The following is a 25,116-nucleotide window of genomic DNA, read 5'->3' as shown; positions in this document are numbered from 1 at the left end:
AGGTCACTCGCAGCCATAGCACAGGCTGTAAAAAGTGCGGTAATTCCCACTCGACCGATGGTGCGACCTGACCCGGAGGGGTAATCCCGCTTAAAGTGGAACTATGACTGTACCTTCTGAAGCGTTACGACCCGGAGTGCCTCAGCCTCCGCGTCGTCATCCTTCGTTGCGTACAGCGAATTCGGCCCCGCATTTCCTTCCCGTTTCCTCTGAAACTTCTGCCGGGGGCATCGTTGTTGATGTTCGCAATGGCCAGCCCTATGCAGCAATCATCGCCAGACGGAATCGATCGGGGAAGATTGAGTGGTGCCTCCCCAAGGGGCATCTTGAAGGCTTGGAGTCTCCCGAAGAAGCCGCTCTTCGCGAAGTCGCTGAAGAAACCGGTATTCACGGGCGCATCATCCGCCACCTCGCCTCGATCGATTATTGGTTTTCCGGCGCAGATCGGCGGATCCACAAGGTTGTCCACCACTACCTGATGGGTTACATTTCCGGGTCCATCACCGTTGAGGGGGATCCGGATCACGAGGCCGAGGACGCCGCCTGGGTCCCCTTGCGTGAGCTCTCGCATGACTTGGCTTATCCCAACGAGAGGCGCATTGTCGGGATCGCTTTGGACTTGCTTTACCGGGATGCATCATGACGCGACTGCGAGCCACTCGAATTGCACTGACTCTTGTGCCCCTCGGCGCCCTGCTTCTTTCACTTCAACCCGCGAGCGCGGCCACCCTTGCCTCACTTCCCACCGGAAGCACTCACGAGGCCTCCGCTGCCTCGGCCTTACCCGCCGCTCTTGCACCCCAGGCCAGCGCGCGACCGGAGGTTTTGGGTGAGGCACCCCAGGCCTTGGGAGTGGACGTTCGGATTAACCGCCTCGAACCGCGAGTGATCACTGCTCAAAACAATGTGCAGGTCTCGGGCGTTGTTCGCAATCTGACAGATAAGCCCATCCAGAATCCGTCTTTGGATGCCTATGTTCAGACTTATTCGCCGCTGACTGCTTCGGACCTCTCGGCTTATTTGACGGGGAAGTCCTATCAGGGTCGGCGCGTGCATGCGGGAACCTTGGAAGCAACGATCCAGCCAGGCGCCGAACAGACCTTCCATATGACGATTCCTTTTGAAGACCTCCCCTTCACTTCGGACTTTGAGTGGGGGCCACGAGGTATCACGGTCGTCGTTGAAGGTGATGAAAACCGGGGAAGTGACCGCTCCATTCTGATCTGGGATTCGGCATACTCCCTTGAACACACGCGCGTCAATGTTCTCTTGCCCTGGACGTCCTCAACTCCACGCGTGACCAGTGATTCCTATTCGATCCTGTCTGCGGCATCCATGTCGGGAGTAACTTTCGCGACCGACTCGCAAACTCTGGTCGACGAGCTCACCGTCCCTGAAGATCGCGCAAGCTCCAGCGCCTCGTCTTCTTCACCAACGCCTTCTGCTTCTTCTTCCGAGGCCACTGCTTCCGCTTCCGCAACCAGCGCCTCGCCATCTCCTTCCTCTTCCGCCACCCCGCGTTCCGAGGCCGAGATCACCGCTGATCGCAATACGCGTGCTGCTTTCCTCCAGACCTTCTTTGAGCGCACACGTGAGCTCGTGGCTCTACCCAGTAACGATGCGGACCTGACGCTTGCGACGACTCTCGATAACGACACGATCATGAAGTATCTTGTTGACTCGCGGGCACAGGTTCCTACGACTCTTGCCAAGACGCAGGCTCTTCTTCCCTCTTCCTCCCGTTCCTCGGCAAGCGCCTCGGCTTCTGCCAGCGCAAGCCCCTCTGCCAGCCCAAGTGAGGCCTCGCAAAGTCCAAGCCCCTCGCCAAGCACTGAGGCAAGCCCGACGCAGAGCAGCACTGCAGCACCCAAGCTCATTGATAACGTGTCATGGACGACCTCGGGAAGCTGGGGAAAGCAGTCCTTGAACGGGCAGCTTGGCTCAACCTTCATTGCTCCACCCGGCGAACTTGCGCCCGAAAGCGAACAAAACTTCACCTCTATGGCGAAGGTTCAGCTCTCAGCCGATGGCCAGACCATCACCAATAATGATGATCACTCAGGTGAAAGCTACACGGCTCTCAGTTCCCTCTCACCCATGACGGACCTGCTTTCCTGGGATGCCCAAAGCCTTGATGACGAACTCGATACCCAGCAGTTCCTCACGGCCATGACCGCAATGATCACCCGCGAACGCCCAAGCTTGTCGCGGACACTTTTCGTCCCGCTTCAACGTTCTTCCTCACTGGATGAGAACCGACTTGAGCGCGTGCGAGCAATCCTCGATAACCGCTGGGTTGAGGGGATTTCCTTCAGTGACCTGATGAACTCCGAGGCAACAGACATCGAGCGTACGGCCGTCCAAGATTCGCCTTTTAGCGACTCCCTTCGTTCAGAGATGAGCGCGTTAGGCGGCGCTTATGCGGCTACTCTTCCCTTGGCGGGAGCAACAGAAAATGTTGATGCAGCTCGCCTGAGGGTGGATACAACCGTTTCGAGCGCACTTCGGGCAGACCTTGGGGATCAGCGATCCGAGACGATCGTGAGCAGCATTCAGTCGCTCAATACTTTTAGTTCTTCCGTATCAGTTGAGTCCTCAAACGCGGTCAACCTCATTAATAAGAGCGCTAATTTCCCCGTTCGCGTGCGCAATTCTTTGCCGTGGCCGGTCAATGTCGAGGTCACTTTGCTCCCGGGCGATCCCAGATTGCGTGTCACCAGTACCTCGACGGCCACGATTCCAGCGAATTCTTCCTCAACGGTTGAAGTACCCGTGACCGCCATCGGTTCGGGAGATATACGCGTGACCTACAAGGTATCGACACCCAGCGGAACCATCCTTGATGATTCGCAAAAGGTTCTAGTCCGCATGCGCGCCGGATGGGAAGATGCAGCAACAGTCGTCATGGCGGTTCTTGTCGGGCTTGCCTTCGTTGGCGGAATTATCCGCACGGTTCGGCGTCGCTTCAATGCCTCGACCACTGAGGAGTCCTCGCACCTGCCCGGCGTTGGTGGCGTTGAAAAAGGGACGGTCAACGTTCCACTGTCCACCGGAGCATTCGTGAAAGCCGGGCGTCCCCCGGCCAAGCCGACTACATCCGACTCACATGAAGAGGATCAGGAATGAGTGAAAGCCAAGCTCGCAACGGTTCGCTTTTACGGGCCAGCGTATTGATGGCCTCGGGAACAATGGTTTCCCGAGTCCTTGGCTTCATCAAGACCGCAATGCTATTGGCGGCGCTGGGTTCGGCCGGCGGTGCGGTCTCGGCTGCATTCCAGACAGCAAACACCCTGCCCAACACGATCTTCAATCTCCTTGCCTCCGGCGTTTTCGACGCTGTCTTGGTTCCGCAGATTGTTCGCGCACTCAAGAGAGATGAGGGCCAGGTTTACATCAACCGCCTCATCACACTGGCCGGAACGATCCTCTTCGTGGTGGCTTTTGTTTCGACCCTTCTTGCGCCACTTCTCATCATCATCATGGCGCCGGGCTACAGTATGGAGATTCGCTCCCTTGCGGTTTCCTTCGCCTTCTTGTGTTTGCCGCAGATCTTTTTCTACGGGCTCTATAACCTGCTCGGTGAGCTCCTCAATGCCCGTGGAGTTTTCGGCCCCTATATGTGGGCGCCGGTGCTCAATAACGTCATTGCGATCGCAGGTCTGACCGCTTTCTTGGTTCTGTGGGGTTCCCACGAAGACTTCGCCATCACGGACTTCACCTCCCCGCAATTCTGGCTCTTGTCGGTGACAACGACCCTGGGCGTCGTGTGCCAGGCACTTGTTTTGTTTATCCCCATGAGACGAGCGGGAATCTCATTCAAACCTGACTTCCACTTCCGTGGGACTTCTTTCGGCTCGGCCTCAAAGGTTGCAGGCTGGACATTTGCGACCTTGGGCGTGTCCCAGGTCGGTGTTCTCTCAACGAACGCCATCGCCTCGATTGCGGATAACTACCTCAACCAGAACCCCCAGCCCATCGCGGGTCTGGCCGGATATTCGGCTGCGTTTTTGATTTTCATGCTCCCGCAGTCGGTCATTACCGTTTCTCTTGCGACCGCAATCTTTACTCGATTGAACTACGCGGTCGCCGAAGATAACGACGAGGAAGTTGCCGAGCACTACCACACGGGTATTCGCCTCATTACCTCCCTGACGGTTCTTGCTGCCGCGATTTTCATGGCGGGCGCTGCCCCGATGATGCAGCTGGTCGTCACCAATACGACCCGGCCCGAACTGATCTCTTCCTACGCGCTGATCCTGGTTTCCCTCATGCCCGGCGTGGCCTCGACTGGAATCGTGCTGATGAGCCAGCGCGTCTTCTTCGCCTACGAGGACGCAAAACCCGTGTTCCTCATGGGCATTGTCCCCACCATTTTGCAGATCATCGTCGGGTGGTCGATCTACTTTGCGACGGGCGTGCGCTGGTGGGTGATCGGCGCGGCTCTTGGCGAAACAGTGTGCCGCATCGTTCAGGGTTTGATTGCGATGCGTTGGGTTGGCAATCGCAATCGCTTCGTCAATTCTTCGCTCATTGTGCGCTCCTACCTAACCTACGTCTGCTGCGCGGTTGTGGCTGGAGTCGTCGGTTTTGGCGTGCTGTGGCTCATGGGAATCTACACGACGATTTCTTCGAAACTGGTGCGCTGGCTGGTATCTGGCGTGAAGTTCGGGGTCGTCGCAATCGTCGTCACCGTGATCTACATGCTTGCGATGCGCTTCATCAACCCGCAAGAATCTGCAACCAGTATTCGTCCTCTGCTCACTCGTCTGCGTCTCCCCGCAGCACTGTGTGCGCTCCTTTCGGCCGCGCCGTCGGCGCAACGTCCCGAAAGCATTCATAATAGGCTGGCAGCATCACGCAAGGAGGAAGTCATGTCCGCTGAGGATCACCGCACCCCTGCCGAAGGTATGCCTCGCTGGGTTCCGCTCTCCGTCGACCTCTCCGTGCCTGCTTTCGATGAGATCGTCAATCCCGATGCGCCGCATGAGTCGGCTCCCCTGCCGCAGACTCCCGCGCCGGAAGTTCCTGCCTCGCAGCCCACGCTTCCCCAGGAGAACCACGCTTCCCGAGGCCGCGTCGAGATGAGCCAGGCCAAGCCTGAGCTTCCCATTGTTCCCACCCTCCCTGCTACAGCGCGCGTCTACGACCTCGATGCGACCGCGCCTGCTGGTATTCCCTTGGGTGCTGCAGCTGCCGAGGCCGCGGCGGAAACTTCCGCCGCAAAGTCTCCTTCTACTCCTTCTCCTTCTCGTATCCCCGCACCGCATCCCAAGGGTTTTGCTCAGGGTGCTGTTGTGGGCGGCGCTGCTGCTGCCGAGGGCGTGGCGGCGACGGCTGCCGCGCGCGTCGGTCACGCTGGTGCTTCCTTCGCAGGTAGCGGGCACAGCGGTGGTACCGGTGGCGGAAACGGCGGCGGCCGAGGCGAAGGTGGCCGCGCACAGGGATCGCCGGCCTCGGGAGGTGAAGGCGCGGAGCGCGGAATTGATCCCACGCGCCCGACGATTATCTTTGCCGCAGTGCTGACGGTTCTCGCAACCATTTGGGCGGGTGCAACCGTACTCAGCCCGGTCAAGCACTCTGGTGTTGACGACATCGTGAACCAGGCGAAGAGCGCCTCGCCTTCGGCTTCCGCATCGGCTCAGCCTTCCGACAATCCTTCACAGACGACAACCGTGACACCTGTCATTTCCAGCGTGTCCGTGCTGTCGTGGAAGGATGACAAGGGCGACCACGAAGAAATGGCCGTCAATATGATCGATGGAGACGCAAAGACCAGCTGGCACTCGCGCTACTTCGATTACAACCAGTTCCTAGACGACACCGCGGTCACCGTGCTCGTGAAGTTCGAGAAGAAGTCAACAGTTTCTGAAATCACCTTGACGATGGATCCCTCGACGAGCGGCGGCGAAGGCGTTGTTCGTGCTGTAGATCCCAATTCACCTCGTGCGGGAACAGAAATCGCAACCACGACGTTCTCTCCCACAACGGACATCAAACTGGCACATCCCGTGGAAACCGATGCCATCAGCATTACCTTCCGAAAGATGCCAACCTCGCAAGATGGTCGCGCATGGGCGTGGATCAGCGAGCTGTCAGTGAAGTAACCCGCAACCTGCCCATAGGAGACACCATGTCTGAAAACATCCATGACGTCGTTATTGTCGGTTCTGGCCCCGCGGGGTACACGGCGGCTATTTACACTGCTCGTGCGGGTTTTAAGCCCGTCGTTGTTGCCGGTGCGCTTGCAGCCGGTGGTGCTCTGATGAATACGACCGAGGTTGAGAACTTCCCGGGTTTCCCCGAGGGAATCATGGGCCCGGACCTCATGGACCAGATGCGTCAGCAGGCTGAAAAGTTCGGCGCGGAAGTGCGCTACGAGGATGCCTATGCGCTTTCTCTTGAGGGCGATATCAAGACGATCACTCTTGAGGATGAGACCCTTCAGGCGCGCACGGTGATTCTGGCGACCGGCTCCGAATACCGCCACATGGATGTGCCCGGTGAACAAGAGTTCTCTGGTCGTGGTGTTTCCTACTGCGCGACCTGCGATGGTTTCTTCTTCCGTGACAAGCACCTGATCGTTGTCGGTGGTGGAGATTCCGCCATGGAAGAGGCCACCTTCCTGACGAAGTTTGCCTCGAAGGTGTCGGTTGTTCACCGTCGTGACCAGCTGCGTGCCTCGAAGGCAATGGCTGATCGTGCTGCGGCTAACCCGAAGATCGAGTTCGTGTGGAATTCCGTTGTCGAGGAAGTCCTTGGGGATTCTTCGGTGACGGGTGTGCGCCTGCGCAACACCGTTGATGGTTCCGAGAGCGTCCTCGAAGCCGAAGGTGTTTTTGTTGCGATTGGTCACCTTCCCCGCACCTCGCTGATCACCGATCAGGTGGCGCTGGACGAGGCGGGCTACATCGTGGTCAACGATCCGGGGACCGCGACCAACCTCCCGGGTGTTTTCGCCTGCGGTGATGCCGTTGACCATACCTATCGTCAGGCGATTACCGCTGCGGGTTCCGGTTGCCGTGCTGCTCTTGACGCGCAGCACTGGCTCGAATCTCAGGTGTAAGTATTGAAGGCCTTCGGTTTCCTGAGCTTTGGACACTACGCACGGGACGGAAGGCGCGGACTGAGCGGGCGCGATGCCCTTCATCAGGCAATCGAGTTATCTGTTGCCGCTGATGATCTTGGAGTGAATGGAGCCTACTTCAGGGTTCATCACTTTGCGCCTCAGGGGGCTTCCCCTATACCGCTTCTTTCTGCGGTTACAGCACGGACGGCACATATTGAAGTGGGTACCGGCATTATCGATATGCGCTAGCACATGTCTGAGTCATGACGTTCGATGCCACCCCTATCGTTTGTGGGCACGCGCTGCGCGCAGCCCGTTGGCGATAACGACGACCTCGGCGACCTCGTGGACGAGGACGACCGCGGCCAGGCCGAGCACGCCGGTGATGGCCAGCGGCGGCAGCACGGCGATGATCGCCAGGGACAGCACGATGTTCTGGTTCATGATCACCCGGCCGCGGCGGGCATGCCGCAGCGCCTGCGGGATCAGGCCAAGGTCGCGCCCGGTGAAGGCGACGTCGGCAGACTCGATCGCGGCGTCGGAGCCGGTCGCGCCCATCGCGATGCCCACAGTCGCACCGGCCAGGGCGGGGGCGTCGTTGATGCCGTCGCCGATCATCGCAGTCGGTGAGGCCTCGGAGAGCTGGGTGACGATGCGGGCTTTGTCCTCGGGCCGCAGCTCGGCGTGCACGTCGCCGATCCCGGCCAGCTTCGCCAGCGCAGCAGCGGTGCGGGAGTTGTCGCCGGTGAGCATGCTCACCTCGACGCCCTGGTCACGCAGGGTCCGCACAACCTCGGGGACCTCGGGGCGCAGCTCGTCGCGGACGCCGATCGCCCCGGCCAGGAAGCCGTCGACGGTGACGAGCACGCAGGTCTGCCCCTCGGCCTCCAGGTCCTCGACCCGGGCCTTGAGCGGACCGGCGTCGATCCAGCGCGGACTGCCCACCGCCACCCTGCGGCCGTCGACCAGGCCACCGATGCCGTGCCCGGCCTCCTCGGCCACGTCCTGCGCGGCGGGGGTTCCCCGGCCCGCGGCGGTGATGGCGGCGGCAAGTGGGTGCGTCGAGTGCTGCTCCACGGCGGCAGCCCAAGCAAGCACCTGCACATCGTCAAACCCATGGGCGGCGACGATGGCGGTTACCTCGGGCCGGTTGCGGGTCAGAGTGCCGGTCTTGTCCACGGCCAGGTGCCGGATGCCGCCGAGGCGCTCGAAGGCGGCCCCGCTCTTGATGACGACGCCGAACTTGGTCGCCGCGCCGATCGCGGAGACCACGGTGACGGGCACCGCGATCGCCAGCGCGCAGGGGCTGGCCGCGACGAGAACGACCAGGGCGCGGGTGATCCAGGTCTCCGGGTCGCCGAGCAGGGACCCGAGCACGCCGACGAGGACGGCGAGGACCATCACGCCGGGCACCAGCGGGCTGGCGATCCGGTCAGCGATCCGGGCTCGGTCACCCTTCTCGGCCTGGGCCTGCTCTACCAGCTCCACGATCGTGGTCAGCGAGTTGTCGGTGCCCGCGGCGGTCGCCTCGACCTCCAGCACTCCGGCGGTATTGATCGCCCCCGCCGAGACCGCGTCATCGGGTGCGACCTCGACCGGGATCGACTCGCCGGTGATCGCGGAGGTGTCCAGGCTGGAGCGTCCGACGCGGACGATCCCGTCGGTGACGACCCGCTCGCCCGGACGGACCAGCAGCACGTCGCCGACGGCGATCTCCTTGGCCGGGACCTCCACCGAGGCACCGTCGCGCAGCACGGTCGCGGTCTCCGGCACGAGCTTGAGCAGCGCGCGCAGGCCGCCGCGGGCGCGGTCCATCGCCTTGTCCTCCAGGGCCTCGGCGATCGAGTACAGGAACGCCAGCGCGGCGGCCTCCTCCACGTAGCCGAGGATGACCGCGCCGACGGCACTGATCGTCATCAGCAGCGCGATCCCGAGCTTCCGCTTGGCGAACAGCTTCCGCAGCGCGCCGGGCACGAACGTGTACGCGCCCAGCAGCAGGCCCGCCCAGAACGCGACCAGCGCCGCGACGTGCAGCCCCGACCACTCCAGCACCAGGCCGGTGCCGAACGCGACCCCGGAGAGGATCGGCACCACCAGGCCCGGGTCGCGCCACCACGGGCGCTCGGTCTCCTCTGCCTCTTCAGCGGCGTTGGTGGTCGGCTCGTCGCAGCCGCAGGCGGCGCTCACGAGGCGTCCTCGGAGCCGCTCGGACCGCAGCAGCCGGGCACCGAGCAGTGCGGGTCGATGCACGGGGCGCTCTCGTCCACCGCCAGCGTCACGTCCATCAGCGCCGTCAGCGCCGCGGCCAGGTGCGGGTCGGCGATCTCGTAGCGGGTCTGCCGCCCCTCGGGCTCAGCGACGACGATGCCGCAGTCGCGCAGACAGGTCAGATGGTTGGACACGTTCGAGCGGGTCAGCCCCAGCTCGCGCGAGAGCACGGCGGGGTGGCTCGGGCCGTCAAGCAGGGACATCAGGATCCGGGAGCGCGTCGGATCGGCCATGGCCCGGCCGAGCCGGTTCATGACGTCGAGGCGCGAAGCAATAGTCAGCATGCACTGAACTATACAGTGATAGCTGACCAATAGTCCAGTTGCAGGGGCTGCCGCCCGCGCTCCGCGCGCTTGCCCTCGGGAATTACGGTCACCTCTCGCGCCACCTCGTTCGTCTTCCTCAGCGACACCAGTTCAACCATGCAACCAAGCTTAGGTGAACCGGTGTTTGCAACCACCATATGTGCTACAAAAACCCGCTGTACTTGGCTGAGGAAGCTGCTGCACTGGACCAGATCGCTGATGGCCGCGGTGGCGATATGGCTCGCGAGAAGTTCTATCGTTTTCTCGAGGCCATTGAGGGGAAGGGGATGGCAACTGCCGCGCCTGAGGACCAGCAGTATCCACTGATGGTCCAACCCGGTTCGCCTCTGCCGATTTTCCCTCACTCTGAGGGCCTGCGTCAGCGAATCTGGTGGGGTGCAGGTTCGAACTATTCGGCTGAGCTCAGTGCTCGCGATGGTGTCAATATGATGAGCTCGACCCTGGTCTTTGAAAGCGATGATCGCAGCTTTGGCGAGATCCAGGGCGAACAGATTGCACTCTACCGGGCGGCATGGAAAGAAGCGGGACACTCGTGGACACCTAGGGTTTCCGTTTCGCGTTCGATCTTTCCATTGCTCAGCGCGAAGGATCGCGGAATGTATGGCTTGGAAGCATACTCAAGCGATCAGGTCGGACGTTTGGATATGGGAACAGCGACTTTTGGCCGTTCCTATGCCGCTACGCCCGATGTTTTGATCGAGCAGCTTCAGGCCGATCCGGCTATTGCTGCAGCGGATACTTTGTTGCTGACAATTCCCAACCAGCTGGGGTTTGAAGAGAATCTGTCGATTATTAGCAACTTTGCGAAGTATGTTGCTCCTGAACTGGGGTGGATTCCAGCCGATCAGGGTCCGGTGACGGGTTATCCGATTCAGTGAATCTGTTCGTGGCAAGGCTCGTGTGCCACTAGGTGGATTGAGTTAATTGCCCGCGTGATTGAGGGGCTGACGTGCCGGTGCCTTTGTAGGGGCAAAGACACCGGCCCGTCATTCCACCGGCGCCATTGCAGGTGGAAGCTCACCAGTTCGAGCCCCTGACCTCTCGATCTAATACGCTTAATTTTAATCCGTCTAAAACGTTAAAAGCAGGGAAAACGTGCAACCCTAGGTGCACGTTTTCCCAGCTCAGGCAGACATCTGACATTTTTTCAGCACGCCTGTCGTTACCAGACTTTCTATTTCATTCCTTCACGCATGTCACTGAGCAGCCTGCGGCGCAGTGGACCGGTGCTTTCTGAGGCAAGGAGAATCAGCGCGACTCCTCCCGCTGTCATCCCGATAAAGATTCCCATACTGCTGAAGGACACTCCCATGGTCAGTACCGGGGACATGAAGCACAGTCCCAGCACCAGCGCACCGCCGATCATGAGCACGGCAGGAAGCATAATTTCAAGCCTGCGCGAGCGGTCCAGGAATTTTGCCGGAGAACCCATGTACTCCAAGGCCTTAATCTGATCGATCGAATCAATGACGCGAATCCCCTGGTTGATCGCCGTAGAGATCGCTCCCAAAACCAGTGTGATTCCGAAAGTCAGCAGCATCCCCGTACGGATATCACCGAGCAGGATCACACTGGTCTCTTCCATATCGGGGCTACTCGACACGCTTGTTGCCTCAAAGAGCGGCATAAGTACTCCCACGAGGAAGGCAACTAGGGCAATCGCGCCGAAAGACCTCCACACGCTCTTGGGATCATCAGTAATGCGTCTTCCAGCGAGCATCATCTGCGGCGTACGCGCGCATGCGGACATGATTCGTCCCAAGACCGAGACACTCAAGGCACCGACGACGTTGACCAAGGCAAAGATCACGCCCATGAATCCCAATAGCACCGACAAGCCGATAGCAATTCCTGCATTCCAGATGGTTCCACCAATAAAGAGCCAGACGACCATGAGGGCGACCATGATGCCCAGCCCCACCGGAGACACCTTCGACACATCGCTTCTTCGGCTCACTCCTAGGGGCGTGACGGCCACGCGACGCATCGCAAGCATCGCGGAGGCAGCTGCAAGGATCATCATCAGTGCGGCCTCGGCAATGAGGATCAGGGGACCGACCCACATCTCGCCGACACTCAAGGCAATTCCCTGGAATGAAATCAAAGTCCACCCGGGTAAGCACGCTGCGTACAGCAGCGAACCCGCAACAACACCGACCAGCGCATAAACCGCGGTCTCGATGACGCAGGCCAGTCGCGTTTGCCCTGGTTTTAAGCCAATGAGTCGCAGTACAGCAAGGTCACGCGCTCTGCGACTCAGCCCCAGGCGCGCTGCCGCACCACCCATCGAGAGGATCGGGACAGTCATCAGCGTTGCAGCAAAACACGCCATCACCACGTAGAAGGTTGCGACATCGCTGAAACCGGCCGGTGGGTTACTTACGCGAGAGACAAATGCGCACACCCCTCCTGTGACGCTCAGCAAAATCGCATGCGGGAAAGCGAAAGCAAGAACCGTCAGGATTGTTGTCGCTCGGTCACGCGAACGCAACGTTGCCTTGGCTGCGGTCAGTGTTGCGCTCATCGAGACACCTGCTGATCGATCAAGCCGTCGCGCATGTGAATTTCATGCGGGAGGCGCGCCGCAACTGAAGGATCGTGGGTGACCAAGATCAGACTGGCACCCGTCGCCGAGCACGCTCCGGTCAGGACGCTCATGACTTCAGCCCCTGTCCCCTGGTCCAGCGCGCCCGTTGGTTCGTCAGCAAAGACGACTTTGGGGTGGGTGATGAGCGCGCGCCCAATAGCGACGCGTTGTGCTTGCCCGCCGGAAAGTTGGCCCGGGCGGTAGGGGCCTGCACCATCCAGCCCCAGATTCATCAGGATCTGCTGTGCTTGAGTAACCGCGTTCTTGCGCGACACTCCCGCCAGCATGAGCGGCATCGCAACATTCTCTTGACATGGCAGCTCGGGGAGGAGCTGACCGTCTTGGAAGACAAAACCAAAATTGCGCAGCCGCAGTTGCGAGATCGCCCCCTCACTCATCGCCGCCAATTCGGTACCGTCGAGCATAATGCTTCCCGAAGTCGGGCGAAGAACCCCCGCGAGGCAGTGCAGCAAGGTCGTTTTACCGCATCCTGAGGGTCCCATGATGGCCAGTTGGCTCCCCTGAGGGATCGAGAGGCTTACTCCCGCGAGTGCGTAGACCGTGTTTCCGCCTCGCTGGTAGGTTTTTGTCAGCCCGCGAACGATCATTCCCGAGGCCGTGGATGCGTTGGGTGCGTCTGGCGCGCTTGCGCCCTGCTGCAGTGGAGTAGTCATAGTTTTAGTGTGCTCGTGAGCTACCCGCGTTCACTATTGGGTATTGCCCTGATTTACCCCTGGTCGTGACGATGGGGATGTACCCTAGGAAACAATTACGTGCACGCCGTTATTATCACCGAGGAAGGCCATGCTGACCCTAACCCAACATTTTGAGCAGATTGCCGGGATTCTCCTCGCCCTACTCCTGTCTTCTCTGATCGGTCTGGAACGTCAGGCACGTGGAAAGAGCGCGGGTCTACGCACGGATGCGATCGTTGGCATGACCTCTGCTCTCCTCATGGTGGTCTCCAAGTATGGCTTCGACGATGTGCTCGCCGCAGATTTGGTCCGCGTAGACCCCTCCCGTGTCGCCGCGCAGATTGTTTCCGGTATTGGCTTCCTCGGTGCTGGCATTATTTTGACCCGGTCAGGTGCGGTACGAGGCCTGACCACCGCCGCCACGGTGTGGGAAACCGCCGGGATTGGTATGGCGTGTGGTGCGGGGTTGTGGGTCGCGGGCGTTGCAGTGACGCTCATGCACTTCCTCATTGTTTTTGCCCTTACGCCGCTTGCCCGCCACATCGGTCCGCATTCCCCGCGTCGGCCAAATACTGTTGTTCTTGAGGTTGTTTTTGACTCCGGGCAAGGGGTGATGCGCCGTGTGATGAACGTGATGACAGAATCGAAATGGCGTATTTCCCAGGTTCGCAGTGATACCGAAGGCAAGCGCGGTCACGCATACATCGAAACGACGACCGCGGACCGTGTCGCACTCCCGGCGCTGATTGCAACGATCTCAGATCTTCCCGGGATCTACTCGGTTGAAGAAGCGGATCCGCACGGCTTGGATTAAAGGTATCCACGGCCTCGTTGACGGTATCCAATAGTGGGCGAATAGTGGCACACTTGGACGTGTGTCTTTTGACATAGTGACTCAGAAAGGTTCGCGATTATGACTCAGGATTCTCAGTTGCAGGGAACTCGACTCGACCCGTGGTTTGATGCCTACGCCGATCGAGCTCACAACCTGCGAGCTTCTGAGATTCGCGCGCTTTTTTCTGTCGTCTCGCGGCCCGAGGTTGTTTCACTTGCGGGCGGGATGCCGAACCTGAAGGATCTTCCTCTGGAGAGCTTGGCCGAGACTGCGAAGGAGCTGATTCTTTCTTCTGGCGCCCAGGCACTGCAATACGGTTCCGGTCAGGGCTGGGAGCCCTTGCGCGAGCAGCTCGTCAACGTCATGACCTATGACGGCATCATCGGCGCTGACCCTGACGACGTCGTCATTACGACGGGTTCGCAACAGGCGCTTGACCTGATGGCCGAGCTCTTTATCGATTCCGGTGACGTTGTTTTGGCCGAGTCTCCTTCTTACGTTGGTGCCCTGGGCTGTTTCCGTGCCCGCCAAGCCGATGTCATTCACGTTGATATGGATGAAAATGGCATCATTCCCGAGGCCTTAGAAGAGACAATCCGTCGCCTGAAGTCCGCCGGTCGCGCCATTAAGTTCCTCTACACGATCCCAAACTTCCACAATCCTGCGGGCGTCACGCTCTCCTTGGAGCGTCGACCTTTAATCGCCGAAATCTGCATGCGTGAGCACGTGCTGATCTTGGAAGATAACCCGTACGGTCTGCTCGGTTTTGATTCCGATCCGCTTCCCGCGCTTCGTTCGTGGTCTCCCGAGGGCGTTGTCTACTTGGGTTCGGTTTCGAAGATGTTTGCGCCCGGTATGCGTATCGGTTGGGCCCTTGCTCCTCACGCCATTCGCGCGAAGCTGGTGCTGGCTTCTGAGGCCGCGATTTTGTCCCCGGGTATGTTCGGTCAGATGTTCCTCTCGAGCTACCTGGCCGGTTATGACTGGTATAGCCAAGTCAAGGTCTATCGCGCAATGTACGCCGAACGTTGCAAGGCCATGTTGGATGCTTTGGCGGAGTACATGCCTGAGTGCTCGTGGACGACTCCGGATGGCGGTTTCTACACGTGGGTGACCCTGCCCGAGGGTTTGAATGCGCGCAGCATGCTTCCTCGCGCTGTAAAGGCACAGGTCGCCTACGTTTCCGGTACCGCTTTCTACTACGACGGCCGCGGTGCCGATCACATGCGCTTGTCCTTCTGCTATCCCGAACCCGATCGTATCCGTGAAGGTATTCGTCGCCTTGCTGGCGTTGTTAATGCTGAGAAGCAGCTCGTCGATATGTTCGGCGTTGCACCCGAAGAAGAAGCTGAATTTTTAACGAACCGTCATGATGGTTCCGTTCACACCGAAGACTAATTCCGAGGAGAAATCGTCATGTCCACTGATTCATTAAAGGTCCTTATTGTCGCGGGCGGGCTGACCCATGAGCGTGATGTTTCGGTCCGCTCCGGACGTCGCGTTGCAAACTCCCTGATCAACCAGGGTTTTGATGCAAAGGTCGTCGATTTTGATCAGAATCTTCCTTCAGAGATTTCCGCTTTCGGCCCCGATGTTGTGTGGCCGCTTGTCCACGGATCTTTGGGTGAAGATGGCTCCCTTCAATCCCTTCTCGAGGGTGTCGGGGTTCCTTACGTTGGGTCAACACCTGCGCAGGCGATGCTTGCTTCCAACAAGCCCACCGCCAAGGCCCTTGTTGGCGCGGCCGGGCTTGATACCCCCGGATGGATTGCCCTTCCCCAGCTCCTGTTCCGCCAGCTCGGAGCACATAACGTTCTTGGGATGATCAACTCTTCCCTTACTTTCCCGCTTGTCGTAAAGCCTTCTTCGGGCGGTTCGGCTCTTGGAATGTCTCGTGCTCAGGATCCCGGTGATCTTCGCTCCGCCATGGTCGATGCTTTCTCCTATGAGGAACATGTCATGCTTGAGCGTTTCATTGAAGGTCGCGATATCGCCGTTTCGGTTGTGGATCTTGACGAAGGACCCATCGCTTTGCCGCCTGTCGAGGTCTCGACCGATGACGGTCACTACGATTACGAGGCACGCTATACAACCGATGAGAGCGAATACTTTGTACCCGCTCGCCTGAGCAACGATGAGATGACGGATGTCCAGGCCGCCGCAATTCAGATCCACGAACTGCTTGGTCTTCGTGATCTCTCGCGTATCGACTTCATTGTTGATGACAACGGCAGCTTCTGGTTCATTGACGCCAATGTTTCGCCCGGAATGACCGACACTTCGCTCTTCCCCCAGGCTGCCGAGGCCACAGGTTCCTTTGACGAGATCTGCGCGGCTATCGTTCGCTACGTTGCAAGCCGGGATTGACCTAGCCGCTTAGCGCTCATTATTTCGCATAGTAGGGGCGGGCACTATGAAGGTGCCCGCCCCTAACTTTCATGTTTTAGAGAAGCCCGAGCTGAATGAGCTCTTCCCTGGTTTCATGCGCGTTTGCCCAGCTCAAGGTCGAAATACCCAAGTACTCCGCCGCCTTCGTATTTTGTTCGCGATCGTCGATGAACAAAATTTTCTCTGCCTCGAGCCGCGCGGCTTCAATCGCCTCGCGATAGATTCCACGATTCGGTTTTGCGACTCCAACATAGGATGAGAAGATCATTGGTCCATTGAAGTACTTATGTGCCCACGGACTTTCCATCACGATTGACGCGTGAGGCGCTGGCATATTCGTCAGGACCCCCATGATGTAGCCCTTAGACTTCAGCTCTTCAAGAAGGTACGCGGCACACTCATCAATGCCATACATTCGCCGAGAGTCAGCAGTGACAAGTTCATCGAGTTGCGATTCGCTTGGCTCGGGTAGCCCACAGTCGCCGCTGACGGCATTCCAGAATTCCTTGTCTGTCATGCCTTCGTCATATGAGTCTCGATGGGCCCAGATCGCATGGTCGACGAGTGTTAGCACATGAGGCTCGTTCCCTAGGTTCAGAATCGAGGCAAATTGCCCAGGATCAGGCCGCTGTGTGACCAGAACTCCACCAATGTCGAAGTAGATGAGATCAGGTTGTGGTCTATCCATAAGTGCTGTGAACCTCCGGCTCTATTGTCTCGCATTACTGCCCCGACAACAAACCGCCTTCTCATAGACGTGTGGGTGATGTTTCACGTGAAACATCACCCACACATGAGCTCTCTCTTTCGAGTCTTGCTACCGACCTCGCCAAAGCCTCATCTTCGGCTGCAGCACTTTCGTCCAGCTCAAGTGAATGCTTACCCTAGCGCGCATCCCATCAAATACAACAGGTGCGCCAGCCGGCTTGGATTAGTCTTCGCGGTTCGCCTTTGGAAGGAGAAGATCCGCAAGACGTTGAAGATCCTCACTACCCGCGAATTCGATGATGATCTTACCCTTGCGCTTACCCTCAGAGATCGTCACGCGGGTGTCCCAGGCGTCTGCGAGGACCTGGCTCATATGTTCACCAAGTGGAGAGGCAACCTTCATCCGCTTCACCGAGTGATGCGCCGGGCGTTGGATTGAACCCAGGCGAACAAGCTCTTCTGTCGTACGTACAGAAAGTCCTTCTGCAATGATGCGGTTAGCGAGAATCTCCATTTCTTCCGGCGTACTCAGCCCGAGAAGTGCACGTGCATGGCCTGCCGACAGAACCTGCGCTGATACCTTCTTCTGTACGGATGCAGGTAGCTTAAGAAGTCGAAGTGTGTTTGCAATCTGCGGCCGTGAACGCGCAATCTTCTTCGAAAGTTCTTCCTGCGTTGCACCAAAATCTGCCATAAGTTGCTGATAGGCGAAGGCTTCTTCAAGGGGATTGAGCTGTGCGCGGTGCAGGTTTTCAAGCAGAGCGTCACGCAGAAGATCCTCGTCCTCGGTATGGCGGACAATTGCAGGAATGCTTGATAGTCCAGCCAATTCACTTGCACGCAATCTGCGCTCACCCATAATGAGCTCGTAGCGTGCCTCAGGTTTCTCCTCAAGGAACTGCTTGAGCGTTTCTGACGGTACCTGATCGAGCGCAATCCTACGAACAACAATCGGCTGCAGGACACCTACCTCGCGAATAGAGGCTGCGAGTTCATTAAGATCATCTTCGTCAAACACCTGGCGCGGTTGACGGGTATTGGGAACAATCTGCTCCAAAGGAATCTCTGCGAAGGTCGCACCAGGAACGTTCAGAAGTTCTGATGTTTCACGTGAAACATCGCTTCTATCAACGCGAGTATCGGTTAAAGACTCGACCGCGGCCGATACCGAAGTAGACGCCGCTTCCTTCTTTCCGTCGGCCTGCGAGGGTTGCTGCACCTTCGAGTCCTGGCTCTTACGTGCCCGAGTAGACTTCGGGGGAGTCGAACCGCGCCCGCTCGTCGATTTTCGACTCTTAGGTTCAAGCAGTTCGCGCGCTGAACCACCGCGTGCCGTCATGCTTGAGCGCTGACCGGGGAAGAGAACGTCAAGAGGACGCTTTGCTACCTCCTCAGGATTCTCACTCTGTGCCTGGGGGATAAGGGCACCGAGCCCTCTGCCCAAACCTGCTCGCCGTTGAGCCTTATGCTGTGATTCGGAGTGCTCCGCCATGCTCATTTACCAATCTCGCGTACTCGTGATGATGAATCCATTGTTTCACGTGAAACACAAAAATGTGGACCGAACAATCAAAAAACGATTTTCACAGCGTCCTTCTCCTGAGATTCTCAGGACCACTGAATCCCGAAAAAGTGCCTTCCGAAAAACGAAATAGAACTACTTGGCCAGACGCAGACTCAACTCGAGTGCAGCTTTCCGGTATGCGAGGCTACCCGCGCCATTTGGATCATAGGTAATAACGCTCTGCCCATAGCTCGGAGCTTCAGAGACGCGCACCGAACGAGGAATCACTGTCTGGAGTGTTTGGGTTGGGAAGTGTGAACGAACTTCCGACTCAACCTCTTCGGAAAGTTTCGTTCGCTTATCGGCCATGGTCAACAACATAGTTGAAACATGCAGTTTCGGGTTCAGGTCACCACTGATGCGATCAATGGTGGACCATAGCTGGCTCAGGCCCTCAAGCGCGTAGTATTCGGTCTGAATCGGAATCAAAACCTCATCAGCTGCGACCATGACATTCAAAGTGACCAAACCCAAGGAAGGCGGGCAATCGATGAAAACTAAATCAATTTGCTGATAGGCCTCGACGAAATGCGAAACTGCGTCGGCAAGGCGAAACTCGCGCCGCGCAAGATCAACAAGCTCAATCTCGGCCCCAGACAAGTCAATCGTCGCCGGACAAACCCAGAGATTATCTAAATCAGGGCAGGCCTGGAGGACCTCACCAATCGAAGCCTGACCAGTGATCACCTCATAGGTCGAAGGAGTACCGGGGGTATGCGCGATGCCCAGCGCACTCGAGGCATTGCCCTGAGCGTCGGCGTCGATCACGACAACCTTCAACCCACCCAAAGCACACGCCGCAGCAAGATTAACAACCGACGTGGTCTTGCCAACCCCGCCCTTTTGATTGGCAACGGCGATCACGCGAGTAAAAGAAGGCACACCAAACTTTGCCTTCTCCAAGAAGGCGCGATCTTGAAAGTTTTGGGTGATCTGATCCGAAAGCGGAGTCTGACCGGCCATAGAAGTTGAGCCTTTCTCGCACGTCAATGACACAAGTGTAGGCAAGAAGAACACACCCTGATAGCTGAGGACACGCGCTACCAGAGCTATCCCGGCAAGCTACGAGCGAACTCTCTTCGCGACGACAACGAAGGTCGAGTCATCCTCCATCACGGAAGGCACCTCGTGAATCGAGGCAGCCAAATGGTGGCGCTTGAGCTCAACTTGCGCAGCCTCGACCTCTTCACCCGCGCGACGACCTTTAAGTGCAACCAGTGAACCACCGGGGGCAATTAACTTCGAGGTCATACGGACAAGCTTGGTCATATTCGCCAACGCTCGCGAGGTCACGACGTCTGCCTTGCCCTTACCTCGGAGTTCTTCAGCACGTGCTTGATGAATAGTGACGTTATCCAAACCAAGTGCATCAACAACAACGGCAAGCCACTCGCAGCGCCGAGCCATGGGCTCCGCAAGGTGAACATCTAGGTTCGGCCTGCATACAGCGATGACAATACCCGGGAATCCGGCTCCCGATCCGACGTCGAGAACCTGTCCCTTTTTTGGTAGGAAATCAAGAACCGCAGCAGAGTTCACGAGGTGGCGCGACCAGAGCCGGGGAAGCTCTCGCGGACCAATCAGTCCGCGAAGCTCTCCCTCTTCAACCAACATGTTGGCAAACTCGGCGATATCTGGATATGCCAAGCCGAAAAGTTCGCGAACTTCAGGTCCGGGAACCTCAAGTTCAATCTCTAGCTCACCCGAGCCGCCCGCGAGGGTGTCCACTCACGCCTCCTCGGCCTCATCAATGGCGGACTCATCGGCGGGAAGAATCACGACACGGCGACGGGGCTCAACGCCTTCAGATTCGCTGCGCAGACCCTCAGAGGCAACAACGTCGTGGCAAACCTTGCGCTCGAAGGGGTTCATCGGCTCAAGCTTCTGCGGCTCACCGGTTGCACGCAGGCGCGCGATGGCCTCGTGAGTCAGATCCTGCAGATCCGCCTTACGATCAGCGCGGAAGCCTGCGATGTCGAGCATGAGGCGCGAACGCTCGCCGGTTTCGGTCTGGACGGCAAGTCGAGTCAGTTCTTGGAGCGCATCAACGACTTCACCGTCCTCGCCAACGAGGTGGTCAAGAGCAGAGGGGTCCTCGGAAATGATCTCAACCAGTGCGCGGCCATTTTCGACATCGATTTCAATATCGCCGTCAAGATCAGCGATATCGAGAAGCTCTTCCAGGTAGTCGGCTGCGAGTTCGCCTTCTTCCTCCAGGCGTGACAGCTCGCTGGACGTATCTTCGCTCATAGTATTTCCTCCATCAGGGGATGTTTGATGCCATGGGCATCGAGTGGTCTGTGGTGGCGCGCTCAGCGCTTCTTCTTCTTTGCAGCGGCGCGACGAGCCTTGCGGCGCTCCTGGCGCTTGCGCTCGAGTTCGTCAGCATCAACCGAGGAGTTCGGATTCTCGGAGGCCGCCTGTGCACGAGGCGAACGGGTACGTGCCTGACGTTGTGCTTCCTCACGCTTGGCTGCGGCCTCGCGACGATCCGCCGCGCGTTCGGTCGCAACCTTGACTCCGCGCATCCACACCTCGTCGGGAAGGGTCGTCCATTCCTGCATCGAAAGATTGCGGTAGATCGAAACGATCTCTCCCTCGCTCATGACCTCGGGGAAATCAGAGGCGACCTTCTGGCGCTTTGCGCGAGCGCGCAACTCCTTCAAAGTAGCCGAGTTCAAAGCCTTGAGTTCATCGGAACCATCGGCCAAAACGCGACGCTTCTCATCGTAATCGGCAAAGAAGGGGCGAGCCCACGTCTGGTAGGCACTCTGACGCTTGGCCAAGAGCTCCTTGTAAGCAGCGGAATTCGGGTTCGGCATGTTCTTGATGACCCACAGCATCTGCAGGTAGCCCCAAATACCCGCGGTCGTCGTATAGATGACGACACCCATCTGGAAGAACAGGCCCGAGAAGATGAACATGAAGGGCATAACGTACATCATCATGCGCTGCGAACGAACCATGGGGTTGTTCGGATCCTGGTTCTGCGGCATGTTCTTCGTCATCGTCAGACGGATGGTCAAGAACTGCGTCGCGACCATGATGACGATGAAGACACCGAAGATCAGCGTCGGAAGCGAGGCAAAGGACGAGTCGCGGATCGTGTGGGACAGCGGGACGCCGAAAACCTGCGAGGAGTCGATTTCCGAGGCGACGGCCTGAGTGATCGGACCCAGGGAGTCCACGTGACGCGAACCGACCTGGTAGCTGCTTTCTGCCAGGGCGTGGATGGCGTAGATCGCACGGTACATCGCGAAGAGAACCGGCAGCTGAACGAGCATCGGCAAGCACGAGGCGAAGGGGTTCACACCGTACTTCTTATTGAGCTCGGAAATCTCCTGCTGCATGCGCTGACGGGAGGCCATATCCGTCTTGCCCTTGTACTTGGCCTGAATCTTCTGCATCTGAGGCTGAACAATCGACGTGCCTCGCATGCTCTTGAGCTGCTTGAGGTACAGCGGGATGATCAGCACGCGCACCAAAATGGTCAGCAGAACGATGGACAGGACCCATGTGAATCCTGCACCGCTGTTCATTCCAACGAGCAACAGCAGGTCGTGAATCCTGACCCAGAGCCAGGCGACCGCTACTGCAAAGGGATAGAGAATCGAATCCACAGGAGATCTCCTTATGATGCGCGGGGGACGCTCACTGCGTCCGCGTGATGCTCGGCCTTCGCCGAGAAGTCTTCAAGAGTGTCGACCGATGTCTTGTCATCGGTGCGATCCATGCCCATGGGGGTTTGTGCCCATGGATCGTCGTAGCCGGCCCAGTCCTGGGGTGGCGTCCACGCTTCGCTGGTCCACTTTCCGCGTGCGGGAACTTCATCGACCCCGCCGAGGCTCCAGGGGTTACAGCGAAGGATTCGCCAGATGGCTAATAGCGTTCCCTTGACGAGGCCGTGGGTGCGCAGAGCGCCGAGGGCGTAGCTTGAGCAGGTGGGGTAGTAGCGGCAACGCGGCGCGAAAAGTGGGGAAATGAAACGCTGGTACACGCGCACGGGGATGATTGCGATATACGCGAAAGGAGAGCTCATGCGCGTCCCTCCAAAGATCGATCCCATTTCTTCCATGCCCTGGCCAAAACCTGATCTAATTCTTCACCCAATTGCTCCGAAGTGACACCCAATGCATCGGCCTTTACGCGGACGACGACGCGGGCACCGGCAGGCTGTGCACTGAGGCGATCGGCCATGAGATGGCGCAATTGACGCTTAACTCGGTTGCGCCCAACTGCTCGCTTGATCTGGCTCTTAGGTACGACGAAACCGACGAGGCGTGAATCACTTTCCTCGTCGGTTCGACAATGCACAATGAGCCTTTGCTGACCCGCGCGCGATCCGCTTCGGATTGCGAGGCGGAAGTCCGCTGGATTCACCATGCGGTTCGAGCGGGGCAACACCTCGCGAAAGCTCAGGCGGAGAGGCGGGCGCGGCCCTTACGACGACGCGCAGCCAGAATCGCACGGCCAGCGCGGGTGCTCATACGCAGGCGGAAGCCGTGCGTCTTGGAACGACGACGGTTGTTCGGCTGATAAGTCCGCTTGGTGGTCACTGATATCTCCTCGAATTGGTCATGGACGGTGTTTATCTCAACGACAAACACATACGAACCAACAGCCTAAGGGTTTTTCGCCGTTCCGTCAACGAAAGAGCCACTTAATTCAGGCCATCCACACCTGTGGAAGGAGGTGTGGATACATAAGGGGTAAGTTATCCACATTGCAAGTTATCCACAAACCTGTGGATAGAGAGATTTTCTTTGTCACTCAACGGGGAGGTCTTGTAACTACACAAATGTCATTTGGGGATTAAATATCCACAGGTATATCCCCAGCTGTGGAAAACGTGGCATCATATTAGAGTTATCGGTGGAAGATGATTTCGACAGATATCATTTCTCGTGTCCTATCTCACGTCAGTTTCCGGAGGTTCTTGTGTCTATCGATGCCCTTACTCAGGCATGGTCTGAGGCACTTGCTCAAATCTCAGACCAATTGAGACCTGCAACCTTGTCTTTCCTACGCTCAGCAAAACCCCTGGGCGACATTGACGGAACGATCTTGATCGCTGTTCCCAACGATTTCACAAAGAAGTGGATCGAAAACAATGACGCGACTGATCTCACTGCTTCTCTAACCAACATCCTTGGGCGCAGTGTTCGTCTAGCGGTCACCATCGATCCCTCTCTTGAACCCGAACCCGAACCAGTCGAGCAACCCTCACCAGTCGCCTCGTCGGTGGAAAGCGAGGGCCAGGTTCAACCAAGCGCTACCACACCACACCAAGCCGCCACGGCTCAGGCAACGCCGTCAAGTAGCCCGCAATTAGCAATCGACACCGCTAGTACCCACCTGAATCCGAAGCACACTTTCGATACTTTCGTGATTGGTCCCTCGAATCGCTTCGCCCATGCTGCAGCTTTTGCGGTCTCGGAAACTCCCGGTCGCGCTTACAACCCCCTCTTTATTCACGGTGATTCCGGTCTGGGAAAAACCCACCTCATTCACGCCATCGGCCACTACACGCTTTCGCTTTTCCCGCAGATGCGCGTGCGCTACGTGAATTCAGAGGAATTTACGAACGACTTCATTAACTCCGTTCGTGAGGAGAGCATCGAAGAGTTCCAGCGGCGATACCGCGAAGTCGATGTGCTTCTGATCGACGATATTCAGTTCATTCAAGGCAAAGAACGCACGGTTGAAGAGTTTTTCCACACCTTCAATTCCCTCTATAACGCGGGAAAGCAGATCGTGCTGACCTCGGATGTTCCGCCTCGTGAACTCGATTTGGAAGACCGCATCCGTTCTCGCTTCGCTGCGGGTCTCTTGGTCGATGTCTTACCGCCTGATCTTGAAACGCGTATCGCAATTTTGCAGAAGAAGGCGAGTGCAGAAAACATCGAGGTGGATCCTCGTGTCTTGGAGTACATTGCTCAACGAATTTCTTCGAATATTCGCGAACTTGAAGGTGCGCTCGTTCGCGTCGCGGCCTTTGAATCCCTGTCAAAGGAACCCGTCACCGTATCGATGGCGGAAATGCTCCTCAAGGACTTCGCTTCGGATCCTCAAGATACCGAGGTAACGCCTACCTTGATCATGAGTCAGACTGCGACCTACTTCGGGGTAACCATCGATCAGCTTTCGTCTTCGGATCGCTCGCATGTCGTCGTCGAAGCACGTCAGATCGCGATGTACTTGTGCCGAGAACTCACTGATTTGTCCCTGCCCAAGATCGGCGCAGCATTTGGCGGACGCGACCATACAACTGTCATGCACGCTAATAAGAAGATCGTCGGATTGATGGCAGAAAAGAGGGAGACCTTTAACTACGTCACCGAATTGACGAACCGCATCAAGCAGGCGGCGCGCGAGTCAGCGACACTGGGTTAAATGGCGAATTACTCCCATTTTCGGTGCAATCCACAGAAGCTGTGGAAACTGTGGTGAAATCGCAGCGTGAACATGTGTACAGGAAAAGGGAAGCTGTGGACCTTCGAGAATGACAAAAATTTCTTCCACAAAAAGATGTAGTTCGTTCACACTCGGATACACATCTACGTCCACGATGAAATTCTTGTCATTAAGCGGAAAGAACCACTTATCCACACTATCCACATAGCCGATGACGAAGACGAACTAAGTTCAAGACAAATAACAAAAATTCGCCCGCATCACT

23 protein-coding genes are annotated in these 25,116 nt (G+C 57.9%); 10 read left to right on the top strand and 13 right to left on the bottom strand.

Annotation, left to right across the window (positions count from 1 at the left end; translation table 11 throughout):
- The first annotated feature begins 103 nt into the window (after positions 1–103).
- The 5 genes from ACWNMW_RS04830 to ACWNMW_RS04810 are packed head-to-tail and all read left to right on the top strand — an operon-like array spanning position 104 to position 7,315.
- Positions 104–643 (top strand): NUDIX hydrolase, encoded by a 540-nt coding sequence (locus ACWNMW_RS04830; RefSeq protein ID WP_234305223.1) that lies wholly within the window; start codon positions 104–106, stop codon positions 641–643.
- Positions 640–3,126, top strand: coding sequence for a DUF6049 family protein (locus ACWNMW_RS04825; protein WP_449490210.1), 2,487 nt, complete (start codon positions 640–642; stop codon positions 3,124–3,126). The genes ACWNMW_RS04830 and ACWNMW_RS04825 overlap by 4 nt, the downstream gene beginning before the upstream one ends.
- Entirely contained in the window at positions 3,123–6,104 is a 2,982-nt protein-coding gene (locus tag ACWNMW_RS04820; protein WP_449490209.1) for a lipid II flippase MurJ, read from the top strand. Before ACWNMW_RS04825 ends, ACWNMW_RS04820 begins: the two co-directional genes overlap by 4 nt.
- A gap of 26 nt (positions 6,105–6,130) precedes the next feature.
- Entirely contained in the window at positions 6,131–7,063 is a 933-nt protein-coding gene (gene trxB, locus ACWNMW_RS04815) for a thioredoxin-disulfide reductase (protein WP_449490208.1), read from the top strand.
- A 3-nt stretch (positions 7,064–7,066) separates the two neighbouring features.
- A complete protein-coding gene (locus ACWNMW_RS04810; protein ID WP_081940746.1) occupies positions 7,067–7,315 on the top strand; it encodes an LLM class flavin-dependent oxidoreductase in 249 nt (82 codons plus the stop codon).
- 33 nt (positions 7,316–7,348) lie between these two features.
- On the opposite strand, the gene ACWNMW_RS04805 is transcribed toward ACWNMW_RS04810, so the two are convergent.
- Positions 7,349–9,253: a heavy metal translocating P-type ATPase gene (locus tag ACWNMW_RS04805; RefSeq protein ID WP_449490207.1), complete on the bottom strand. Its 1,905-nt coding sequence runs from the start codon at positions 9,251–9,253 to the stop codon at positions 7,349–7,351.
- Positions 9,250–9,618: a Cd(II)/Pb(II)-sensing metalloregulatory transcriptional regulator CmtR gene (cmtR, locus tag ACWNMW_RS04800; RefSeq protein WP_019126703.1), complete on the bottom strand. Its 369-nt coding sequence runs from the start codon at positions 9,616–9,618 to the stop codon at positions 9,250–9,252. The genes ACWNMW_RS04805 and cmtR overlap by 4 nt, the downstream gene beginning before the upstream one ends.
- A gap of 179 nt (positions 9,619–9,797) precedes the next feature.
- Between cmtR and ACWNMW_RS04795 the strand changes: the two genes are divergently transcribed.
- Complete coding sequence (locus ACWNMW_RS04795; RefSeq protein ID WP_314212836.1) at positions 9,798–10,538, top strand: LLM class flavin-dependent oxidoreductase; 741 nt, start codon at positions 9,798–9,800, stop codon at positions 10,536–10,538.
- A 296-nt stretch (positions 10,539–10,834) separates the two neighbouring features.
- On the opposite strand, the gene ACWNMW_RS04790 is transcribed toward ACWNMW_RS04795, so the two are convergent.
- Complete coding sequence (locus ACWNMW_RS04790) at positions 10,835–12,184, bottom strand: FtsX-like permease family protein (protein WP_449490206.1); 1,350 nt, start codon at positions 12,182–12,184, stop codon at positions 10,835–10,837.
- Positions 12,181–12,855 (bottom strand): ABC transporter ATP-binding protein, encoded by a 675-nt coding sequence (locus ACWNMW_RS04785; RefSeq protein WP_449490307.1) that lies wholly within the window; start codon positions 12,853–12,855, stop codon positions 12,181–12,183. Before ACWNMW_RS04785 ends, ACWNMW_RS04790 begins: the two co-directional genes overlap by 4 nt.
- 196 nt (positions 12,856–13,051) lie before the next feature.
- On the opposite strand from ACWNMW_RS04785, the gene ACWNMW_RS04780 reads away from it, so the two are divergent.
- The 3 genes from ACWNMW_RS04780 (at position 13,052) to ACWNMW_RS04770 (ending at position 16,144) form a co-directional block, all read left to right on the top strand.
- Positions 13,052–13,756: an MgtC/SapB family protein gene (locus tag ACWNMW_RS04780; RefSeq protein ID WP_034500999.1), complete on the top strand. Its 705-nt coding sequence runs from the start codon at positions 13,052–13,054 to the stop codon at positions 13,754–13,756.
- 99 nt (positions 13,757–13,855) lie between these two features.
- Positions 13,856–15,175 (top strand): aminotransferase-like domain-containing protein, encoded by a 1,320-nt coding sequence (locus tag ACWNMW_RS04775; protein ID WP_448751449.1) that lies wholly within the window; start codon positions 13,856–13,858, stop codon positions 15,173–15,175.
- Positions 15,176–15,193: 18 nt separating this feature from the next.
- Complete coding sequence (locus ACWNMW_RS04770) at positions 15,194–16,144, top strand: D-alanine--D-alanine ligase family protein (RefSeq protein WP_314212831.1); 951 nt, start codon at positions 15,194–15,196, stop codon at positions 16,142–16,144.
- A 76-nt stretch (positions 16,145–16,220) separates the two neighbouring features.
- On the opposite strand, the gene ACWNMW_RS04765 is transcribed toward ACWNMW_RS04770, so the two are convergent.
- From ACWNMW_RS04765 to rpmH, 9 genes are all read right to left on the bottom strand, one after another.
- On the bottom strand, positions 16,221–16,853 hold the full coding sequence (locus ACWNMW_RS04765; protein WP_034501005.1) for an HAD family hydrolase: 633 nt from the start codon (positions 16,851–16,853) through the stop codon (positions 16,221–16,223).
- 243 nt (positions 16,854–17,096) lie between these two features.
- Positions 17,097–18,371 carry a ParB/RepB/Spo0J family partition protein gene (locus ACWNMW_RS04760; RefSeq protein WP_399540531.1) on the bottom strand — a complete coding sequence of 425 codons (1,275 nt, stop codon included), beginning with the start codon at positions 18,369–18,371 and terminating at the stop codon, positions 17,097–17,099.
- A 159-nt stretch (positions 18,372–18,530) separates the two neighbouring features.
- Complete coding sequence (locus ACWNMW_RS04755) at positions 18,531–19,400, bottom strand: ParA family protein (protein ID WP_449490205.1); 870 nt, start codon at positions 19,398–19,400, stop codon at positions 18,531–18,533.
- A gap of 99 nt (positions 19,401–19,499) precedes the next feature.
- Positions 19,500–20,165: a 16S rRNA (guanine(527)-N(7))-methyltransferase RsmG gene (rsmG, locus tag ACWNMW_RS04750; RefSeq protein WP_449490204.1), complete on the bottom strand. Its 666-nt coding sequence runs from the start codon at positions 20,163–20,165 to the stop codon at positions 19,500–19,502.
- Complete coding sequence (locus ACWNMW_RS04745) at positions 20,166–20,687, bottom strand: Jag family protein (protein WP_072457037.1); 522 nt, start codon at positions 20,685–20,687, stop codon at positions 20,166–20,168.
- Between the two features lie 62 nt (positions 20,688–20,749).
- Entirely contained in the window at positions 20,750–22,057 is a 1,308-nt protein-coding gene (gene yidC / locus ACWNMW_RS04740; RefSeq protein ID WP_034501010.1) for a membrane protein insertase YidC, read from the bottom strand.
- An 11-nt stretch (positions 22,058–22,068) separates the two neighbouring features.
- Positions 22,069–22,476: a membrane protein insertion efficiency factor YidD gene (gene yidD / locus ACWNMW_RS04735; protein ID WP_034501011.1), complete on the bottom strand. Its 408-nt coding sequence runs from the start codon at positions 22,474–22,476 to the stop codon at positions 22,069–22,071.
- Positions 22,473–22,841, bottom strand: coding sequence for a ribonuclease P protein component (gene rnpA / locus ACWNMW_RS04730; protein ID WP_449490203.1), 369 nt, complete (start codon positions 22,839–22,841; stop codon positions 22,473–22,475). Before rnpA ends, yidD begins: the two co-directional genes overlap by 4 nt.
- Positions 22,842–22,852: 11 nt before the next feature.
- Positions 22,853–22,993: a 50S ribosomal protein L34 gene (gene rpmH, locus ACWNMW_RS04725; RefSeq protein ID WP_009748181.1), complete on the bottom strand. Its 141-nt coding sequence runs from the start codon at positions 22,991–22,993 to the stop codon at positions 22,853–22,855.
- Positions 22,994–23,375: 382 nt separating this feature from the next.
- On the opposite strand from rpmH, the gene dnaA reads away from it, so the two are divergent.
- On the top strand, positions 23,376–24,830 hold the full coding sequence (dnaA, locus tag ACWNMW_RS04720; protein ID WP_449490202.1) for a chromosomal replication initiator protein DnaA: 1,455 nt from the start codon (positions 23,376–23,378) through the stop codon (positions 24,828–24,830).
- Positions 24,831–25,116: the final 286 nt, after the last annotated feature.

It is taken from the genome of Actinomyces sp. Marseille-QA0893 (assembly GCF_976954355.1).
This window is presented reverse-complemented; position numbering and strand designations above follow the sequence as displayed.

What these genes read in the sequence shown, in the direction of transcription:
- ACWNMW_RS04745 (WP_072457037.1), bottom strand. Translation starts at nt 20,687, where the DNA reads ATGAGCGAAGATACGTCCAGCGAGCTGTCACGCCTGGAGGAAGAAGGC.
- ACWNMW_RS04780 (WP_034500999.1), top strand. Translation starts at nt 13,052, where the DNA reads ATGCTGACCCTAACCCAACATTTTGAGCAGATTGCCGGGATTCTCCTC.
- yidD (WP_034501011.1), bottom strand. Translation starts at nt 22,476, where the DNA reads ATGAGCTCTCCTTTCGCGTATATCGCAATCATCCCCGTGCGCGTGTAC.
- ACWNMW_RS04820 (WP_449490209.1), top strand. Translation starts at nt 3,123, where the DNA reads ATGAGTGAAAGCCAAGCTCGCAACGGTTCGCTTTTACGGGCCAGCGTA.
- trxB (WP_449490208.1), top strand. Translation starts at nt 6,131, where the DNA reads ATGTCTGAAAACATCCATGACGTCGTTATTGTCGGTTCTGGCCCCGCG.
- ACWNMW_RS04765 (WP_034501005.1), bottom strand. Translation starts at nt 16,853, where the DNA reads ATGGATAGACCACAACCTGATCTCATCTACTTCGACATTGGTGGAGTT.
- ACWNMW_RS04755 (WP_449490205.1), bottom strand. Translation starts at nt 19,400, where the DNA reads ATGGCCGGTCAGACTCCGCTTTCGGATCAGATCACCCAAAACTTTCAA.
- ACWNMW_RS04830 (WP_234305223.1), top strand. Translation starts at nt 104, where the DNA reads ATGACTGTACCTTCTGAAGCGTTACGACCCGGAGTGCCTCAGCCTCCG.
- ACWNMW_RS04770 (WP_314212831.1), top strand. Translation starts at nt 15,194, where the DNA reads ATGTCCACTGATTCATTAAAGGTCCTTATTGTCGCGGGCGGGCTGACC.
- ACWNMW_RS04760 (WP_399540531.1), bottom strand. Translation starts at nt 18,371, where the DNA reads ATGAGCATGGCGGAGCACTCCGAATCACAGCATAAGGCTCAACGGCGA.
- ACWNMW_RS04790 (WP_449490206.1), bottom strand. Translation starts at nt 12,184, where the DNA reads ATGAGCGCAACACTGACCGCAGCCAAGGCAACGTTGCGTTCGCGTGAC.
- ACWNMW_RS04795 (WP_314212836.1), top strand. Translation starts at nt 9,798, where the DNA reads ATGTGCTACAAAAACCCGCTGTACTTGGCTGAGGAAGCTGCTGCACTG.
- ACWNMW_RS04785 (WP_449490307.1), bottom strand. Translation starts at nt 12,855, where the DNA reads ATGATCGTTCGCGGGCTGACAAAAACCTACCAGCGAGGCGGAAACACG.
- cmtR (WP_019126703.1), bottom strand. Translation starts at nt 9,618, where the DNA reads ATGCTGACTATTGCTTCGCGCCTCGACGTCATGAACCGGCTCGGCCGG.
- ACWNMW_RS04825 (WP_449490210.1), top strand. Translation starts at nt 640, where the DNA reads ATGACGCGACTGCGAGCCACTCGAATTGCACTGACTCTTGTGCCCCTC.
- ACWNMW_RS04775 (WP_448751449.1), top strand. Translation starts at nt 13,856, where the DNA reads ATGACTCAGGATTCTCAGTTGCAGGGAACTCGACTCGACCCGTGGTTT.